Here is a 17,347-nt window from a genome sequence, read left to right on the forward strand (position 1 = left end):
TCTCCTATGAAACGTCCAAGTGGTCGCGCTGCCGATCAGCTCCGCTCGATCCGCATTACCCGCAACTACACCAAACACGCCGAGGGATCCGTACTGGTCGAATTCGGTGATACCAAAGTCATCTGCACCGTCAGCGTCGAAAACGGCGTGCCGCGTTTCCTCAAAGGCCAGGGCCAGGGTTGGCTGACCGCCGAATACGGCATGCTGCCGCGCGCCACCGGCGAGCGTAACCAGCGTGAAGCCAGCCGTGGCAAGCAGGGCGGTCGTACCCTGGAAATCCAGCGCCTGATCGGCCGTTCCCTGCGCGCCGCGCTGGACATGTCCAAGCTGGGCGACGTCACCCTGTACGTCGACTGCGACGTGATCCAGGCTGATGGCGGCACCCGTACCGCGTCGATCACCGGCGCCATGGTTGCGCTGGTCGATGCACTGAAAGTGATCAAGAAGCGCGGCGGCCTGAAAGGCGGCGACCCGCTCAAGCAAATGATCGGCGCCGTTTCCGTGGGCATGTACCAGGGCGAGCCGGTGCTGGATCTGGACTATCTTGAAGATTCCACCGCCGAGACCGACCTCAACGTGGTGATGACCAGCACCGGTGGCTTCATCGAAGTGCAGGGCACCGCCGAAGGCGCGCCGTTCCAGCCTGAAGAGCTGAACGCGATGCTGGAGCTGGCCAAGAAAGGCATGAACGAGATCTTCGAACTGCAAAAGGCTGCACTGGCCGACTGAGCAGGTTCGTAACCCGCAAGGAGGACGCGATGAGTGATGAGCAAGAGTTGCTGCCCAAGCCGAGCCAGGAGGTTCGCCAATGGGCGATGTTTTGTCACTTGTCCGCCTTGCTGGGAATCTGGATTCCGTTCGGCACGCTGATCGGGCCGCTGGTCCTGTGGCAGATGAAGCGCGAGACCGATCCGTTCATCGACGCCCAGGGCAAGGAAGCGCTGAATTTTCAGATCACCGTGGCGATCGCTTCGATGATCTGCTTCGTGCTGATGCTGTTGCTTATCGGGTTCGTGCTGTTTGGCCTGCTGGCCATTGCGGCGCTGGTGTTGACGATTATCGGCGGGGTGAAAGCCAACGAAGGTTTCCCGTACCGCTATCCGTTCACCTGGCGGTTGATCAAATAACGAACGATCGCCCACAAAAAAACCGACAGTGATGTCGGTTTTTTTGTGTCTGCGAAAGGCCGCCTAGATGGTCAGCGTCCAGTCGTAGTCGACGATCAGCGGCGCGTGCTGCGAGAACCGAGGCTGACGCGGCAGGCGTGCGCTGCGCACGAAGCGCCGCAGGCCCGGAGTCAGGATCTGGTAGTCGAAGCGCCAGCCCAGATTCAGCATCTCGGCCTGTTCGTTGTCCGGCCACCAGCTGTACTGGTCGCCTTCGCGGCTGACTTCGCGCAGAGCATCGACATAGCCCATGTTGCCGACAATCTCGTCCATCCAGGCGCGTTCCGGCGCGAGGAAACCCGGAGATTGCTGGCTGTCGCGCCAGTTCTTGATGTCGAGCTTCTGCTGCGCGACGTACAGCGAGCCACAATAAATGTACTCGCGACGTTTGCGCCGCTGTTTGTCCAGATACTTGCCGAAGTCGTCCATGAGCTTGAACTTCTGGTTCAAGTCCTCATCGCCGTTCATCCCCGAAGGAAGCAGCAAGGTGGCAATACTGACTTTGTCGAAATCTGCTTGCAGGTAGCGCCCGTAGCGGTCCGCCGTCTCGAATCCGAGACCGCTGATGACAGCCTTCGGTTGCAACCGCGAATACAAAGCCACGCCGCCTTGGGCAGGGACTTCAGCATCGCAGGCATAAAGGAAGTAGCCATCCAGTTGGAAGGCTGGGTCGTCCAGTTCAAAGGCGGAGGCACGGGTGTCCTGCAGGCAGATGACGTCGGCATTCTGTGCCTGCAGCCAACTGAGCAAACCGCGCTCGACTGCAGCCTGAATACCATTGACGTTCACACTGATGATCCGCATAAATGGCCCCAAAAATCGCGTGCGTGTATGATACACGGCGTCAAGCTAATTAGCTAAATCCGTGGTATTTGGGGTTTTTTTCATGCAAGCGTATCAGCGCGATTTCATTCGTTTTGCCATCGATCGCGGCGTTTTGCGCTTCGGTGAGTTCACCCTGAAGTCCGGGCGCACCAGTCCTTACTTCTTCAATGCCGGCCTGTTCAACTCGGGTTCCGCACTGGCGCAGCTGGGTCGTTTCTACGCCGCAGCCATCGCCGAGAGCGGCATTCCGTTCGACGTGCTGTTCGGCCCGGCCTACAAAGGCATCCCGCTGGCGGCAACCACTGCCGTGGCGCTGGCCGAACACCACAACCGTGACCTGCCATGGTGCTTCAACCGCAAGGAAGCCAAGGCCCACGGCGAGGGCGGCAGCCTGGTTGGCGCACCGTTGACCGGCGAAGTGCTGATCATCGACGACGTGATCACCGCCGGCACCGCGATCCGTGAAGTGATGCAGATCATCGCTTCCCAGGACGGCGCCAAGGCTGCCGGTGTGCTGATCGCTCTGAACCGTCAGGAGCGCGGCAACGGCGAGCTGTCGGCCATCCAGGAAGTCGAGCGTGATTTCGGCATCCCGGTCATCAGCATCGTGTCGCTGAACCAGGTGCTGGAATTCCTGGCTGACGATCCGCAGCTCAAGCAGCACCTGCCAGCCGTTGAAGCCTATCGCGCCCAGTTCGGCGTCTGATCGCAGCTTCAGGCAAAAAAAGACCCCGCTCAGCCAGGCTGAGCGGGGTCTTTTTGTTTGCGCGAGCGCTTACGGACGCTTGCGATTGCTGATCAGCGTACCCACACCGGTGTCGGTGAAGATTTCCAGCAGGATCGCGTTCGGTACACGGCCGTCGATGATCAGCGAACTGCCCACGCCGCCCTGTACCGCTTCCAGCGCGCAGCGGATCTTCGGCAGCATGCCGCCGTAGATGGTGCCGTCGGCGATCAGGTCGTCGACTTGCTGGGTGCTCAGGCCGGTCAGTACGGTGCCCGACTTGTCCATCAGGCCGGCGATGTTGGTCAGCAGCATCAGCTTCTCGGCTTTCAGCGCTTCGGCAACTTTACCGGCCACCAGGTCAGCGTTGATGTTGTACGACTCGCCGTTTTCACCCACGCCGATCGGCGCGATCACCGGGATGAAGTTGCCTTTGACCAGCAGGTTCAGCAGTTCAGTGTTGATCCCGACCACTTCGCCCACATGGCCGATGTCGATGATTTCCGGCTGGGTCATCTCCGGGGTCTGGCGGGTGACGGTGAGCTTTTTCGCACGAATCAGCCCGGCGTCTTTACCGGTCAGGCCGATGGCGCTGCCGCCGTGACGGTTGATCAGGTTGACGATGCTTTTGTTGACCTGACCGCCGAGGACCATTTCCACCACGTCCATGGTCGCGGCGTCGGTAACGCGCATGCCGTCGACGAAGTGGCTTTCGATCGACAGGCGCTTGAGCAGATCACCGATCTGCGGGCCGCCGCCGTGCACGACCACCGGGTTGATGCCCACGGCCTTCATCAGCACGATGTCGCGGGCGAAGCCGGTTTTCAGCTCCTCGCTTTCCATCGCGTTGCCGCCGTATTTGATCACCAGGGTCTTGCCGACGTATCGGCGGATATAAGGCAGCGCTTCGGACAGGACCTTGGCAGTGTTGGCGGCGGCATCGCGTTCGAGGGTCATTCAGGGCTCCGGGTGAATCAGCAATCAGAACGGTAGTTGGAGATCAGGTGCAACGCGTTTCAGTTGGGCATGGAACACAGCCTTGATGCGCTGCAGTTCCGCCTCGTCATCGGCCTCGAAGCGCAGCACCAGCACCGGTGTGGTGTTGGACGCGCGCACCAGGCCCCAGCCTTTGGCGTAGTCGACCCGCACGCCGTCAATGGTGGTCAGGTCGGCGCCTGGGCCCCACTGCGCATCGTGCAGTGCATCAATGATGCTGAATTTGCTCTCTTCGGTCACATGGATATTGATTTCCGGCGTGGAAATATCGTTCGGGAAGGTCGCGAACAGCTCCTCGGCCGAAGATTTTTCCTTGCTGAGGATTTCCAGCAGCCGTGCGGCGCTGTAAATGCCGTCGTCGAAACCGAACCAGCGTTCCTTGAAGAAAATGTGCCCGCTCATTTCGCCGGCCAACAGTGCGCCGGACTGTTTCATTTTCTTTTTGATCAACGAGTGACCGGTCTTCCACATTAGCGGCCGACCGCCATATTCCTTGATCAGCGGGATCAGGCGACGGGTGCATTTGACGTCGAAGATGATCTCCGCGTCGGGGTTGCGCGCCACCACGTCACGGGCGAACAGCATCAGCAGGCGGTCCGGGAACACGATGGTGCCGGTGTTGGTCACCACGCCGACGCGGTCGCCGTCGCCGTCGAAAGCCAGACCGATGTCGGCCTTGGTTTCCTTGACCTTGGCGATCAGGTCGACGAGGTTTTCAGGCTTGCCCGGATCCGGATGGTGGTTCGGGAAGTTGCCGTCGACTTCGCAGAACAGCGGGATGACTTCGCAGTTCAGCGCTTCGATCAGTTGCGGGGCGATCACGCCGGCCGCGCCGTTGCCGCAGTCGACCACGACTTTCAGGCGCCGGGCCAGTTTGATGTCCTGGACGATTTCGGTGTTGTAGCGGTCGAGGATCTCAACCTGTGTCACGCTGCCGGTGCCGCTGCTCAGGTTACCGGTCTTGAGGCGCTCGTGCAGGGCCTGGATCTGCTCGTTGGCGAGGGTGTCGCCGGCGATCACGATCTTGAAGCCGTTGTAGTTCGACGGGTTGTGACTGCCGGTGAGCATCACGCCGGATTTGCCGGCCAGCACGTTGGCGGCGTAGTACAACGCAGGCGTCGGCACCAGGCCGACGTCGCTGACATGGCAGCCGCTTTCGGCGATGCCACGAATCAGTTCTGCAACCAGTTCGGGACCGGACAGGCGGCCATCACGGCCGACGGACACGTTCGGTTCACCCTGGGCCAGGCTCTGGGAGCCGATGGCGCGGCCGATCCAGTAGGCTGTTTCGGCATTGAGGAATTCCGGCACGGTGCCGCGAATGTCATAGGCGCGGAAGATGCTGTCGGGAAGCTTCGGGGCGACTTGGGCGGGGGTGCTCATCTGCGAAAATGCTCCATCTCGAAAGTGGCTGGACACACCGACGACTCATTCGACGGCAAGCTCAAACTGAAGGGTATGACGGCGGTTTTCACAGAGAGTTCGTGGTGTGAAAGGGCCATGACGCCTTGTGCGGCGTGGCTTTGGCTTGCCAATGCCTTGATTTTCAGCGGTAAAGCTTCCAGATGAATCTGCGTATTTTTATGGCGAGAGAGCGGGCTCCCTCGCCACAAAACCAATCACTTGGTGCCGGAATGGCCGAAACCGCCAGCGCCACGCTCGGTTTCAACGAACTCTTCGACCATTTCGAAGTGCGCCTGCACCACCGGCACCAGCACCAGTTGCGCCAGGCGCTCGCCGACCGGCATGGTGAATTCGGTCTGGCCACGGTTCCAGCAGGAAACCATCAGCGGGCCCTGGTAGTCGGAGTCGATCAGACCGACGAGGTTGCCCAGCACGATGCCGTGCTTATGGCCCATGCCCGAGCGCGGCAGGATCAGCGCGGCGAGGTTCGGATCGCCGATGTAGACCGACAGACCGGTCGGGATCAGCACGGTTTCACCCGGCTTGATCACGATGTCCTCTTGCAGCATGGCGCGCAGGTCGAGGCCGGCGGAGCCCGGTGTGGCGTATTGCGGCAGCGGGAATTCGGTACCGATGCGTGGGTCGAGGATCTTGGCTTGCAAAGCGTGCATGTAAATTAAACCTGGTTCAGACGTTCGGCGATAAAAGTGACCAGCTGGCGAGCGATCTTGCCCTTGCTGGTCTGGGCGAAAACCGTGGCGTGCAGCGCACGGTCGATGACGCTGCAGGCGTTTTCTTCGCTGTTGAAACCGATGCTCGGGTTGGCGACGTCGTTGGCGACGATCAGGTCGAGATTCTTATCCTTCAGCTTGCGTGCAGCGTAGTCGAGCAGGTGTTCGGTCTCGGCGGCGAAGCCGACACTGAACGGACGGTCGGGACGGGTCGCGATGGTGGCCAGGATGTCCGGGTTGCGCACCATTTGCAGGACGAAGCCGTCGCCGCTCGTAGGGTCTTTCTTTAATTTTTGCGGGGCGACGACTTCCGGACGGTAGTCCGCCACCGCCGCCGAGGCGATAAAGATGTCGCAAGGGATCGCGGCTTCACACGCTGCGAGCATGTCGCGGGCACTGACCACATCGATCCGGGTGACGCGATCCGGCGTCGGCAGGTGCACCGGGCCGCTGATCAGCGTGACTCGGGCGCCGGCTTCCACTGCCGCTTCAGCCAGGGCGAAGCCCATTTTGCCGGAGCTGTGGTTGGTGATGTAGCGCACCGGGTCGATGTTTTCCTGGGTCGGGCCAGCAGTAATCACCACGTGCTTGCCGGTCAGTGCCTGACGCTGGAAGCAGTCCGCCGCGAGCTGGGCCAGATCGGTGGCTTCCATCATGCGGCCCATGCCGACGTCGCCGCAGGCCTGGCTGCCGGAGGCCGGGCCGAAGGTCTTCAGGCCACGGCTTTCAAGGAGTTGCAGGTTGGCCTGGGTTGCCGGGTCGCGCCACATGGCCTGGTTCATGGCTGGGGCGACCGCGACGATGGCGTCGGTGGCCAGCACTAGCGTGGTCAGCAGATCGTTGGCAATGCCTTGGGCCAGGCGGGCCAGCAGGTCGGCGGTGGCCGGGGCGATCAGCACCAGATCGGCCCATTTGGCCAGTTCGATGTGGCCCATCGCCGCTTCGGCGGCAGGGTCGAGCAAATCCAGGTGAACCGGGTGGCCGGACAGCGCCTGCATGGTCAGCGGGGTGATGAATTCGCTGCCGCCACGGGTCATGACCACGCGCACTTCGGCGCCCTGATCGATCAGGCGGCGCACAAGGTCGGCGCTCTTGTAGGCAGCAATACCGCCGCCGACGCCCAGAACGATGCGTTTCCGATACAGCCGCTGCATAGGTCTGCCTTTCATTTCGTTGGTGACATACGTGGCGAAACCCCCTCCCCAGGGTGAATTCGCCCGCAAAAAAGATGGGCTACGATATCACAGCGACCGCTACGGAACAGCGGCGCCCACAGACAAGGAAGGTGTATGAGTATTCGCGATTGGCCGGCGGCGGAAAGGCCGCGGGAGAAGCTGTTGGAACAGGGCTCGGGAAGTCTTTCCGATGCCGAATTGCTGGCGATTTTTCTGCGCACCGGTGTATCCGGCAAAAGCGCGGTGGATGTCGCAAGACACCTGTTGGGTCAGTTCGGCAGCTTGCGAGCCTTGCTTGAGGCTGATCTCGCAACGTTCAGCGAACAATTGGGGCTGGGCCCGGCGAAGTTCGCCCAGCTGCAGGCCGTGCTGGAAATGGGTCGGCGACATCTGGCCGAGCGCATGCGGCAGAAAACGGCGCTGGAGAATCCGCAGGTGGTCCGTGATTACCTCAAGGCCATGTTGCGCCACGAGCCGCACGAAGTTTTCGGTTGCCTGTTTCTGGATTCCAAGCATCAAGTGCTCACCTTCGAGGCTCTGTTTCGCGGCTCGATCGACAACACCGCCGTGCATCCCCGCGAAGTGGTGAAGCGCTCGTTGGCCAATAACGCGGCGGCCGTGATCCTGTGCCACAACCATCCGTCGGGGAACAGCGATCCGAGTCAGGCTGATCGATTATTGACCAAGCGCTTGCAGAAGGCTTTGGAGCTGATCGACGTGCGGGTGCTGGATCACTTCATCGTTGGCGATGGTGAACCGTTGTCGATGGCGGAGTGTGGCTGGATGTGAGGGTGATGCCGCATCCCTGTGGGAGCGAGCTTGCTCGCGATAGCGTTGTGTCAGCCGCCTCATCCGGTAACTGACAGACTGCAATCGCGAGCAAGCTCGCTCCCACAGGTTTTGTGTTGTGGTGGGTTATTTGAGGGTAACCTTGGAGTAGTCCTGCCGCCCGAACGGGCTCACCGAGTAACCCTGTACGTCTTTGCGCGTCAGGGCGTAGGCAGTCGGATGCGCCAGCGGCAGCCACAGCGCCTGCTGCTGAATCTGCGCCTGCGCCTGTTCGTAGAGTTTGGTGCGCACACCTTGCTCGCTGGTGGTCTTGCCGGCGCTGATCAGTTTGTCCAGATCGGCGTTGCAATAGCGGGCGAAGTTGGTGCCGGACTTCACCGCCGCGCAGGAAAACTGCGGGGTCAGGAAATTGTCCGGGTCGCCGTTGTCGCCGGCCCAGCCCATGAACAGCAGGTCATGCTCGCCAGCCTTGGCGCGGCGGATCAGCTCGCCCCATTCGATCACGCGGATTTCGGCCTGAATGCCGATTTCCGCCAGATCCGATTGCAGCAATTGCGCGCCGAGGCTCGGGTTCGGGTTAAGCAGGCTGCCGGACGGGCGCGTCCAGATGGTGGTCTGGAAACCGTCCTTCAATCCGGCCTTGGCCAGCAATGCCTTGGCCTTGTTCACGTCGTGGGCGTAACCCGGCAGGTTTTTCGCGTAGCTCCAGGTATTCGGCGGATACGGACCGTTGGCGGCTTCGGCGGTGTCTTCGAATACAGCCTTGAGGTAGTTGGCCTTGTCGAAGGCGAGGTTGATCGCCTGACGCACTTCCGGTTTGTCCAGCGGCGGATGCTGGCTGTTGATGCCAACGAATGCGGTCATGAACGCGTCAGTCTTTTCGACTTTCAGCGTCGGCTCCTGCTTCGCCGCCTGTACGTCCAATGGTTTCGGTGACAGGGCGATCTGGCACTCGTTGCGCCGCAGCTTTTGCAGGCGCACGTTGGCGTCCGGGGTGATGGCGAAGATCAGCGGGTCCACCGCAGGCTTGCCGCGGAAGTAGTCCGGGTTCGCCTTGTAACGGATCGACGCGTCTTTCTGGAACCGGGTGAACACGAACGGTCCGGTGCCGACCGGCTGGCTGTTGAGCTTGTCGGTGGCATCGGCCTTCAGCAGCTTGTCGGCGTATTCAGCAGAATAAATGGAGGCGAAGCCCATGCTCAGGGTCGCGAGGAACGTCGAGTCCGGGTGATCGAGGGTGAAGCGCACGGTCAGCGGGTCCAGCGCGTCGATCTTCTTGATCAGGCTCGGCAACTGCATCGACTGGGCGTGCGGGAAGCCGCTCTGGGCGACTTTGTGCCACGGGTTGGCCGGGTCGAGCATGCGGTCGAAGCTGAACTTGACGTCTTCGGCGGTCAGTTCGCGGGTCGGCTTGAAGTAGTCGGTGGTGTGGAACTTCACCTGCGGGTGCAGCTTGAACACGTAGGTCAGGCCGTCGGTGCTGACTTCCCAGCTGTCGGCCAGGCTCGGGACGACCTTGCCGCTGGCGGTGTCGAAATCCACCAAACGGTTCATCAGCACGTCGGCCGATGCGTTGGTGGTGGTCAGCGAGTTGTACTGCACCACGTCGAAGCCTTCGGGACTGGCCTCGGTGCAGACGCTCAGGGCGGCGGCCTGGGCCAGTGGACTCAGTAACAGCGGGGCGAAGAGCAGGGGGAGGGCAGCGAGGCGCATGGTCGGCTTCCTTTACAGATCGAAGGCCCATCTGCAAGTGCAGTCTGGAAAAGTCCTACCCTAGAGGTCGCGATTGCAAATGACTATCCCCTTTTTGCATTTTCGGGGCGTGAGGCTGGCGAGATCTGTAGGAAACGATTGCGTTAAAATCCGCAATCACTGTCGAAGCTGGTTCTCTGCGACGAATGGTAAAAATTGCCGGCAGCCTTTGCCTAAGGCGCTCCCAGCCAGAAAAAGCGGCTTTTTAGCCATTCTTTGCACACGGAAAGTTGTTGCTCCGTGGTCTTTCTGGTATAAAGCAGCGCTCTTTTCTAGGGGCCCGGTTCCTTCGCTTGTAGGTGTAGCCGGTAAGACCTCTAAAGAATCGCGGCGCCTGGCGCCACAATGACTAGAGATTAAGCGGCCAACCCATGCCGGGTTGGGCATGTGGTTTTAGAGGGCTGAGGCATGTCTAGAGTATGTCAAGTTACCGGTAAGGGTCCGGTGACTGGGAACAACATTTCCCACGCAAACAACAAAACCCGTCGTCGTTTCCTGCCGAACCTGCAGCATCACCGCTTCTGGGTTGAAGAAGAGAAACGTTTCGTACGCCTGCGCGTTTCCGCCAAAGGCATGCGTATCATCGACAAGCGTGGCATCAGCGTTGTGCTGGCCGAGCTGCGTCGCGACGGCAAGGTTTAAGGGAGCTAATCATGCGTGAATTGATTCGTTTGATCTCGAGCGCCGGTACTGGTCACTTCTACACTACCGACAAGAACAAGCGTACTACCCCGGACAAAATCGAGATCAAGAAATATGATCCGGTTGTTCGCAAGCACGTGATCTACAAGGAAGGCAAAATCAAGTAATTGATTTTTCCCGACTTACGAAAAAGGCCCGTATCTCACGATACGGGCCTTTTTTGTTACGCGTGATTCAGTGCAGTCGACTCACGCTCCAGCTGGTCTTGCCCGGTTGATCCGAGGCTTCAGGCTTTTTGCTCGTTAGAGCGATCAATTTCGATCGCCTCGATGTTGCCTTGAGCATCAAGGTGAACTGTCAGGCGTCCCGGGCTGAGATCTGCGGTGAGATACCCGGTACCACCGCGTACGTCCCGGCCGGTCAGCTCGGCAAGATAAGCTTTGACGCTGGCTACGTAGCGACTGCCAATCATATGGCGTACCTGGTGAGTTACTTGTTCATTGTTCATGTTCGCATTTCCTTTGCGTGATTGAGATGTCCATTGGCTGAACTCACCAAGTGTGTGGCCGGCTTCGGCATGGGCTGCGGTATATAGTTATTTTTTGCGCCCGCGGTGCTTCCCTGTGCGGATCACCGTGCAACCCTTGCGAAAAGGCCCGTATCTGAAAATACGGGCCTTTTTTGTTGCCAGATGATCAACCGCAGATCAGTTCATCGATCTCATTGCGTTCGTTGACCAGTACCCTGATCCGGTCAGGTTTGGGCAGGAGATTGAACAGATCCTCCGGCCGTTCCAGCCGATGCTTTTGCACCCCGGCTGCAATACGGATGGCGCTCAGGGTTTCAGGGGTTGCGACTTGGTCAACAGCGAATTGCGCGGCGTTGATATTGCAGAAATCAGGCACGGTGCCTCCTTGCGTTTCATTCGGGTGGAAGCGCTCGCCGGTCAGTCCTGCCGAGACATCCTGCCTCGGTAGGAAATTGCCCGATGTATGAGCGCTGCCGCGAAGTTTCACTCAGAAGCACTGCACGCGTCTTACTCGCGTAGTCACCACTTGTGTCGGATCAGGCCTTCTGTTCGAAGATCACATAGACCTTGCGGCAAGCCTCCAGCACTTCCCAGGTGCCACGGAAACCGGCCGGAATCACAAAGCGGTCGCCGACACGCAGGGTCTTGGCATTGCCTTCACTGTCACGCAGCACCGAAACGCCCTGCAGGATTTCGCAGTATTCGTGCTCGGTGTAGTTCACCGTCCACTGGCCCACCGCACCTTCCCACACGCCGACACCCATTTGTCCGCAAGGGCTGTCGTATTGATTGAACACCGCTTGCTCGGGATCGCCCTTGAGCACTTTGGCCGGGTCCGGGCGATAGCGTTCGGCTTCAGTTGTAGTCAGGCTGATGTCGACGACGTTCTGGATGTTCATTGTTGTTTTCTCCCGTGATGACGGCGCGATGGCGTGAAAGGGCCAAAGTCTATGTTGATTAAATTGAACGCCGCAAGGCCGTATGGCGAGCTTATGTCAAATATATTGAAACAACCCCGGCCGCTGGTTTAGGGTGGCGGATGCCTTGGGCCGAAAAGCAGGCTGGCCGGGCAGTATTCCTGAGGACGACCGCGACGATCGCGGCGCTCGTATTGAACAAGAGGAGGACACTCGAATGACCACCCTGACTCGTGCCGACTGGGAACAACGCGCCCGCGACCTGAAGATCGAAGGCCGCGCCTACCTTAATGGCGAGTACACCGATGCCGTCTCCGGCGAGACCTTCGAGTGCATCAGCCCGGTCGATGGCCGTCTGCTGGGCAAGATTGCCAGCTGTGACGCCGCCGACGCCCAGCGCGCTGTGGAAAACGCCCGCGCCACCTTCAATTCCGGCGTCTGGTCGCGCCTGGCGCCGACCAAACGCAAAGCCACCATGATCCGTTTCGGCGGCCTGCTCAAGCAGCACGCCGAAGAACTGGCCCTGCTCGAAACCCTCGACATGGGCAAGCCGATCAGCGATTCGCTGTACATCGACGTGCCGGGCGCTGCGCAGGCCCTGAGCTGGAGCGGTGAAGCGATCGACAAGATCTACGACGAAGTCGCCGCTACGCCGCACGATCAACTGGGTCTGGTGACCCGTGAGCCAGTCGGCGTGGTTGGCGCCATCGTGCCGTGGAACTTCCCGCTGATGATGGCCTGCTGGAAACTCGGCCCGGCCCTGTCGACCGGTAACTCGGTGATCCTCAAGCCGTCGGAAAAATCCCCGCTGACTGCCATCCGCATCGCCGAACTGGCGGTCGAGGCCGGTATTCCGAAAGGCGTGCTGAACGTGTTGCCGGGCTACGGCCACACCGTCGGCAAGGCGCTCGCTCTGCACAATGATGTCGACACTCTGGTGTTCACCGGTTCGACCAAGATCGCCAAGCAACTGATGATCTACTCCGGCGAATCGAACATGAAGCGCGTCTGGCTGGAAGCCGGCGGCAAGAGCCCGAACATCGTGTTTGCCGATGCACCGGACCTGCAGGCCGCCGCCGAATCCGCCGCCAGCGCCATCGCCTTCAACCAGGGCGAAGTCTGCACCGCAGGTTCCCGTCTGCTGGTCGAGCGTTCGATCAAGGACAAATTCCTGCCGATGGTGATCGAGGCGCTGAAAACCTGGAAACCCGGCAACCCGCTGGATCCGGCCACCAACGTTGGCGCGCTGGTCGATACCCAGCAGATGAACACCGTGCTGTCCTACATCGAGTCGGGCCACACCGACGGCGCCAAACTGGTGGCCGGTGGCAAGCGCATTCTTCAGGAAACCGGTGGCACCTACGTCGAGCCGACGATTTTCGACGGCGTGAGCAACGCGATGAAAATCGCTCAGGAAGAGATCTTCGGCCCGGTGCTGTCGGTCATTGCCTTCGACACTGCCGAGGAAGCGATCAACATCGCCAACGACACGCCTTACGGCCTGGCGGCAGCGGTCTGGACCCAGGACATTTCCAAGGCACACCTGACCGCCAAGGCCCTGCGTGCCGGCAGCGTGTGGGTCAACCAGTACGACGGCGGCGACATGACCGCACCGTTCGGCGGCTTCAAGCAGTCGGGCAACGGCCGCGACAAGTCGCTGCACGCGTTCGACAAATACACCGAGCTGAAGGCGACCTGGATCAAGCTGTAAATCGCTGACGGGAGCCCGGTCACTCCAGGCTTCCTGACGAAACAGAGACCCTTGTGGGAGCGGGCTTGCTCGCGAAGGCGGTGTGTCAGTCAGCAATAATGTCGACTGTCAGACTGCATTCGCGAGCAAGCCCGCTCCCACATTGGTTTTGTGGTGCATATAAAAATTATCCACAGGAGCGTGGACCATGCGTTGGGCGACGTATTTCGCCGTGTTGGCGTCTGTCTTGAGTGTTGGCCTGGCCCTCGGTGTCAGCATGCCACTGGTGTCGTTGCGCCTGGAGGGCTGGGGTTACGGCTCGTTCGCCATTGGCGTGATGGCGGCAATGCCGGCCATTGGCGTGTTGCTGGGGGCGAAGATTTCCAGTCATCTGGCCGCGCGCTTCGGCACCGCGAACCTGATGCGTCTGTGCCTGTGGGCCGGGGCGCTGTCGATCGGCCTGCTGGCGCTGCTGCCGAGTTACCCGATCTGGCTGGTGCTGCGGCTGATGATCGGGGTGATCCTGACCATCGTGTTCATCCTCGGCGAGAGCTGGATCAATCAACTGGTGGTCGAGCACTGGCGCGGGCGACTGGTGGCGCTGTATGGCAGCAGTTATGCGTTGAGCCAACTGTCTGGTCCATTGCTGTTGGGCGCACTGGGCACCGATCACGATTACGGTTTCTGGGTGGGTGTCGGTCTGCTGATCGCCTCGCCGTTTCTGCTGCTGGGTCGCAGCGGCGCGCCAAGCAGCGAGGCCAGCAGCGTGACGTTCGGTGATTTGTGGGGGTTCGCTCGTGAACTGCCGGCGATCGCCTGGGCCGTGTCGCTGTTCGCCGCTTTCGAGGCGATGATCCTGACCCTATTGCCGGTGTATTGCCTGCAACAGGGTTTCACCGCCGAAATCGCCTTGGCGATGGTCAGCACCGTGGTGGTGGGCGATGCGCTGCTGCAATTGCCCATCGGTGCACTGGCCGATTATCTGTCACGGCGGACTCTGTTCACCGGCTGCGCTGTGGTGCTGATGCTGTCGAGTCTGGCGATCCCGATGCTGCTCGACACTTTGCTGATCTGGCCGCTGTGGGTGCTGTTCGGCGCCAGTGCCGGGGGTTTGTTCACCCTGTCGCTGATCCTGATCGGCGAGCGTTACCGCGACGATGCGCTGGTGCGGGCCAACGCGCATGTCGCGCAGCTGTGGGGCGTCGGTTGTCTGATCGGGCCGTTGATGGCGGGCGCGGGCAGTCAGTGGATCAGCGGGCATGCGTTGCCGTGGCTGATGGCGGCGGGTGCCTTCGGGCTGGTGATCCTGCTGTCGCGGCAAGGGGCGTTCGGCAAGGTGCCGGAGCCCGCTTGATAAGCCGGTTGGAGCGGGCTGCTACAGCATCCGCTCCAGTCCCACGGTGGTGCTGAACCACGCATTGAAGCGACGCCACAAACTCCCCGGCTCCTTGGTCAGCGTGTGCATCTGGCCGTTGTCCTCGGTGACCCACACCACTTTTCCGTCCTGCAGTTTCGCTTCGTAGCTGAGCGCCGGCGCCATGCCTTGCAAGGCCAGTTCGCGCACGTGAGCCGCCAGTTCGGGACTGTCCACCAACACGCCGACTTCAGTATTCCAAAGCACTGAGCGCGGGTCGAAATTGAACGAGCCGATGAACGACTTCTTCCCGTCGAAGATCATCGCCTTGCTGTGCAGGCTCGAATCCGAGCCACGATAGGACCTGCTGTAAAACAGGTGCGGGCCGCTGCCGTCGTTATCCCCGGGCTGGCGCCGCAGCTCAAACAGCTTCACGCCATGTTCCAGCAACGCCTTGCGATACGGCGCATAACCGCCGTGCACCGCCGGCACGTCGGTGGCTTCCAGCGAGTTGGTCAGCAGGCTCACCGACACGCCGGCATCGGCGCGGCCGGTCAGGTAGACCAGCCCCGGTTGCCCCGGCACGAAGTAGGCAGAAATCATCACCAGCTCTTTGCTGACGCCGGTCAGCTCTGGCGCCAGTTGGGTCGTCAGCAGCAGTTGCGGATCAGGTTCGCCCTTGGCCAGCACCTTGCTCGGCGCATCCCACAGCGCCTGGTTCCAGGCCCAGATCAGCTCCTTGCGCCAGATGTCCATGCGCGGATCGGTGCGATAGGTCATCAACTGCTGATACAGCGCGTGATTCTGTTTGCGGGTTTCTTCGAGTGATTCTTCCAGGCGCGTGCGGGTGTTCTGCAGGTCTTTGGCCGAGGGTTTGCTGGAGAGGAACTCGTCGATCGGCTTGCTCAGGGCGCTGTTCCAGTACTGGTCGAAACTGTGGCCGAGCTGTTCGGCGACCGGCCCGACACTGAGCATGTCGATATCGGTGAAGTTCAGGTTGGGCTCGGCATCGAAGTACTCGTCGCCCAGATTGCGCCCGCCAACGATGGCCGCGCTGTTGTCCGCCAGCCACAACTTGTTGTGCATCCGCCGGTGTTGCAGCGACAGGTTGAACAGCCGCCCGGCCGCCCGGGTCACGCCGGTGCTGCGCCCCAAGTGCAGCGGATTGAACAGGCGGATCTGGATCTGCGGATGTGCCGCCAGGGTGGCGATGATCAGGTCGAGGCCGTCGCTGGTGGTATCGTCCAGCAGGATCCGCACCCGCACGCCACGATCGGCGGCCTTCAACACTTCTTCCACCAGCATTCGCGTACTGATGCCGTCATGGACGATGTAGTACTGCAAATCGAGGCTGCGTTGCGCGTTGCGGATCAGCTCGGCGCGAGCGGTGAAGGCTTCGGTGCTGTTGGACAGCAGGCGAAAGCCGGACTGACCCTTGTAGGGCGCCGCCTGGGCCTGGATCGAACGACCGAACGCGGAGTCGGACGCCGGCAGCGCCTGGCTCGGTTCGCGCGGGACATCCAGCGAGGCGCACCCGGCGAGCAGCAGGACGAACATCAGTGCAAATGGCAGGGAATGTCTGGGGCTCAAGTCGGGTCGTTCCGGGTGTGGGCGAGGTCAGGAGTATGGCACGGCGCACGCCGCCTGTTGCCTGTTCGAAAGAGCAGTCAATCCGATCCCTGAAGCAGAGCGGTTTGTAGCTCATGGCTGTCGGCAGGACGCAGTTTTTTAAACAAATGGCGGATTTTTCCGGCTCTCATCAGCTACGCCCCGCAGCGATTTTTCCAGCGCGCAATACACCCTCGCCTTACATCACTGCCGGGAAGCAATCGGAATAATGACAACGCTGATTCTGAAGCAGGACGTTTCCTGTTTTTCAGCAGAAGAAGCGCAGCTGGCTGTCATCTTTCGATTCTTATGGAGTGAGAATTTTCATGCGCAAGACCTTTCGTGCAATCGCTGTCGCAAGCGCCCTGTGTCCGGCACTGGCCATGGCCGATGGTGCAGACCTGACCATCACCGGCACCATCATCCCGACCTCGTGTACGCCGTCCTTTGCTGACGGTAATACGGTCGAGTTAGGGGACATCCCCGCCGGGTCACTGAATCGCGACCGGCAGACCGAGCTGCAAACCCGCAATGTAACGCTGAGCATCCGTTGTTCGGCAAATGCGCCGATGGCCATCAAAGTGCATGACAACCAGGCACATACCCAGCTGCCCGGTATCGTCGTGGATGGCACCGATTGGGCGATGTACATCTACGGAATCGGACAAGTCGCGGGCGCCAAGATCGGTGGTTACGGCCTGCGATACGGTACACCCACCGTCGATGGCAAGCCTTCGATGATCATGTACAAGCAAGGGGGCATGGCCAACTGGGACACCCCCGATACGGCCACGCTGGTCGGAAAAAATGCGGATGGCGGCAATCTTCGCTATTCGTGGGGAGGATCCCTGGCCGCAGGCCCGACGCCGGGCGTCGTGCACATCTTTCCCATGACGCTGGTGCCGGTCATCGGCCCGTCGGCGAACCTGCCGATCACCTCTGAAATCGCGCTCAACGGCTCGGCAACGTTCGAGCTGCTCTACCTCTGACAGAACGCGCAACGCGCCAATCATCGACAGGCACCGGTCGCTTCCGGGGCCTGTCT

18 protein-coding genes and 1 pseudogene are annotated in these 17,347 nt (G+C 60.8%); 9 read left to right on the top strand and 10 right to left on the bottom strand.

Features of this window, described 5'->3' with window-relative positions; all coding sequences use genetic code 11:
* Positions 1–6: 6 nt before the first annotated feature.
* Both rph and K5E37_RS13315 read left to right on the top strand, forming a co-directional pair.
* Positions 7–729 (top strand): ribonuclease PH, encoded by a 723-nt coding sequence (rph, locus tag K5E37_RS13310; RefSeq protein ID WP_085606131.1) that lies wholly within the window; start codon positions 7–9, stop codon positions 727–729.
* A gap of 29 nt (positions 730–758) precedes the next feature.
* The gene (locus K5E37_RS13315; protein WP_007954441.1) at positions 759–1,127 is read left to right on the top strand and encodes a DUF4870 domain-containing protein; all 369 of its coding nucleotides are present in this window, start codon (positions 759–761) and stop codon (positions 1,125–1,127) included.
* Between the two features lie 63 nt (positions 1,128–1,190).
* Here K5E37_RS13315 and K5E37_RS13320 read toward each other — a convergent pair whose 3' ends face one another.
* On the bottom strand, positions 1,191–1,970 hold the full coding sequence (locus K5E37_RS13320) for an exodeoxyribonuclease III (protein ID WP_007920349.1): 780 nt from the start codon (positions 1,968–1,970) through the stop codon (positions 1,191–1,193).
* A gap of 82 nt (positions 1,971–2,052) precedes the next feature.
* On the opposite strand from K5E37_RS13320, the gene pyrE reads away from it, so the two are divergent.
* A complete protein-coding gene (gene pyrE, locus K5E37_RS13325) occupies positions 2,053–2,697 on the top strand; it encodes an orotate phosphoribosyltransferase (protein ID WP_007954442.1) in 645 nt (214 codons plus the stop codon).
* Between the two features lie 69 nt (positions 2,698–2,766).
* Here pyrE and argB read toward each other — a convergent pair whose 3' ends face one another.
* From argB to coaBC, 4 genes and pseudogenes are all read right to left on the bottom strand, one after another.
* The gene (gene argB / locus K5E37_RS13330; RefSeq protein WP_007954443.1) at positions 2,767–3,672 is read right to left on the bottom strand and encodes an acetylglutamate kinase; all 906 of its coding nucleotides are present in this window, start codon (positions 3,670–3,672) and stop codon (positions 2,767–2,769) included.
* A 24-nt stretch (positions 3,673–3,696) separates the two neighbouring features.
* Positions 3,697–5,073 (bottom strand): annotated as a pseudogene (locus tag K5E37_RS13335) (phosphomannomutase/phosphoglucomutase); the annotation flags it as partial.
* 257 nt (positions 5,074–5,330) lie between these two features.
* On the bottom strand, positions 5,331–5,786 hold the full coding sequence (dut, locus tag K5E37_RS13340; protein ID WP_007954445.1) for a dUTP diphosphatase: 456 nt from the start codon (positions 5,784–5,786) through the stop codon (positions 5,331–5,333).
* A gap of 5 nt (positions 5,787–5,791) precedes the next feature.
* On the bottom strand, positions 5,792–7,000 hold the full coding sequence (gene coaBC / locus K5E37_RS13345; RefSeq protein ID WP_064379854.1) for a bifunctional phosphopantothenoylcysteine decarboxylase/phosphopantothenate--cysteine ligase CoaBC: 1,209 nt from the start codon (positions 6,998–7,000) through the stop codon (positions 5,792–5,794).
* Between the two features lie 135 nt (positions 7,001–7,135).
* Between coaBC and radC the strand changes: the two genes are divergently transcribed.
* Positions 7,136–7,810 carry a RadC family protein gene (gene radC, locus K5E37_RS13350; RefSeq protein WP_085606125.1) on the top strand — a complete coding sequence of 225 codons (675 nt, stop codon included), beginning with the start codon at positions 7,136–7,138 and terminating at the stop codon, positions 7,808–7,810.
* A 126-nt stretch (positions 7,811–7,936) separates the two neighbouring features.
* Here radC and K5E37_RS13355 read toward each other — a convergent pair whose 3' ends face one another.
* Entirely contained in the window at positions 7,937–9,523 is a 1,587-nt protein-coding gene (locus K5E37_RS13355) for an ABC transporter substrate-binding protein (protein WP_085606123.1), read from the bottom strand.
* A 447-nt stretch (positions 9,524–9,970) separates the two neighbouring features.
* Here K5E37_RS13355 and rpmB point away from each other — a divergent pair, with 447 nt between their 5' ends.
* Both rpmB and rpmG read left to right on the top strand, forming a co-directional pair.
* Positions 9,971–10,204, top strand: coding sequence for a 50S ribosomal protein L28 (gene rpmB, locus K5E37_RS13360; RefSeq protein WP_003177273.1), 234 nt, complete (start codon positions 9,971–9,973; stop codon positions 10,202–10,204).
* 11 nt (positions 10,205–10,215) lie between these two features.
* Entirely contained in the window at positions 10,216–10,371 is a 156-nt protein-coding gene (gene rpmG / locus K5E37_RS13365) for a 50S ribosomal protein L33 (protein WP_003177274.1), read from the top strand.
* Between the two features lie 119 nt (positions 10,372–10,490).
* Here rpmG and K5E37_RS13370 read toward each other — a convergent pair whose 3' ends face one another.
* From K5E37_RS13370 to K5E37_RS13380, 3 genes are all read right to left on the bottom strand, one after another.
* Entirely contained in the window at positions 10,491–10,712 is a 222-nt protein-coding gene (locus tag K5E37_RS13370; protein WP_221534059.1) for a hypothetical protein, read from the bottom strand.
* A 187-nt stretch (positions 10,713–10,899) separates the two neighbouring features.
* Entirely contained in the window at positions 10,900–11,220 is a 321-nt protein-coding gene (locus K5E37_RS13375; protein ID WP_221534061.1) for a hypothetical protein, read from the bottom strand.
* 49 nt (positions 11,221–11,269) lie between these two features.
* Positions 11,270–11,632, bottom strand: a complete 363-nt coding sequence (locus K5E37_RS13380; RefSeq protein ID WP_085606116.1) for a cupin domain-containing protein — start codon at positions 11,630–11,632, stop codon at positions 11,270–11,272.
* A 235-nt stretch (positions 11,633–11,867) separates the two neighbouring features.
* On the opposite strand from K5E37_RS13380, the gene K5E37_RS13385 reads away from it, so the two are divergent.
* Together K5E37_RS13385 and K5E37_RS13390 are read left to right on the top strand one after the other, a co-directional pair.
* The gene (locus K5E37_RS13385; RefSeq protein ID WP_221534062.1) at positions 11,868–13,361 is read left to right on the top strand and encodes an aldehyde dehydrogenase; all 1,494 of its coding nucleotides are present in this window, start codon (positions 11,868–11,870) and stop codon (positions 13,359–13,361) included.
* Positions 13,362–13,548: 187 nt separating this feature from the next.
* A complete protein-coding gene (locus K5E37_RS13390) occupies positions 13,549–14,694 on the top strand; it encodes an MFS transporter (RefSeq protein ID WP_007954456.1) in 1,146 nt (381 codons plus the stop codon).
* Between the two features lie 21 nt (positions 14,695–14,715).
* Here K5E37_RS13390 and K5E37_RS13395 read toward each other — a convergent pair whose 3' ends face one another.
* Complete coding sequence (locus K5E37_RS13395) at positions 14,716–16,251, bottom strand: phospholipase D family protein (RefSeq protein WP_139834483.1); 1,536 nt, start codon at positions 16,249–16,251, stop codon at positions 14,716–14,718.
* A gap of 377 nt (positions 16,252–16,628) precedes the next feature.
* On the opposite strand from K5E37_RS13395, the gene K5E37_RS13400 reads away from it, so the two are divergent.
* Complete coding sequence (locus K5E37_RS13400) at positions 16,629–17,291, top strand: DUF1120 domain-containing protein (protein WP_085606112.1); 663 nt, start codon at positions 16,629–16,631, stop codon at positions 17,289–17,291.
* Positions 17,292–17,347: the final 56 nt, after the last annotated feature.

Source organism: Pseudomonas sp. RIT778, assembly GCF_019718735.1.
In the GTDB taxonomy this organism is placed as follows: domain Bacteria; phylum Pseudomonadota; class Gammaproteobacteria; order Pseudomonadales; family Pseudomonadaceae; genus Aquipseudomonas; species Aquipseudomonas aphyarum.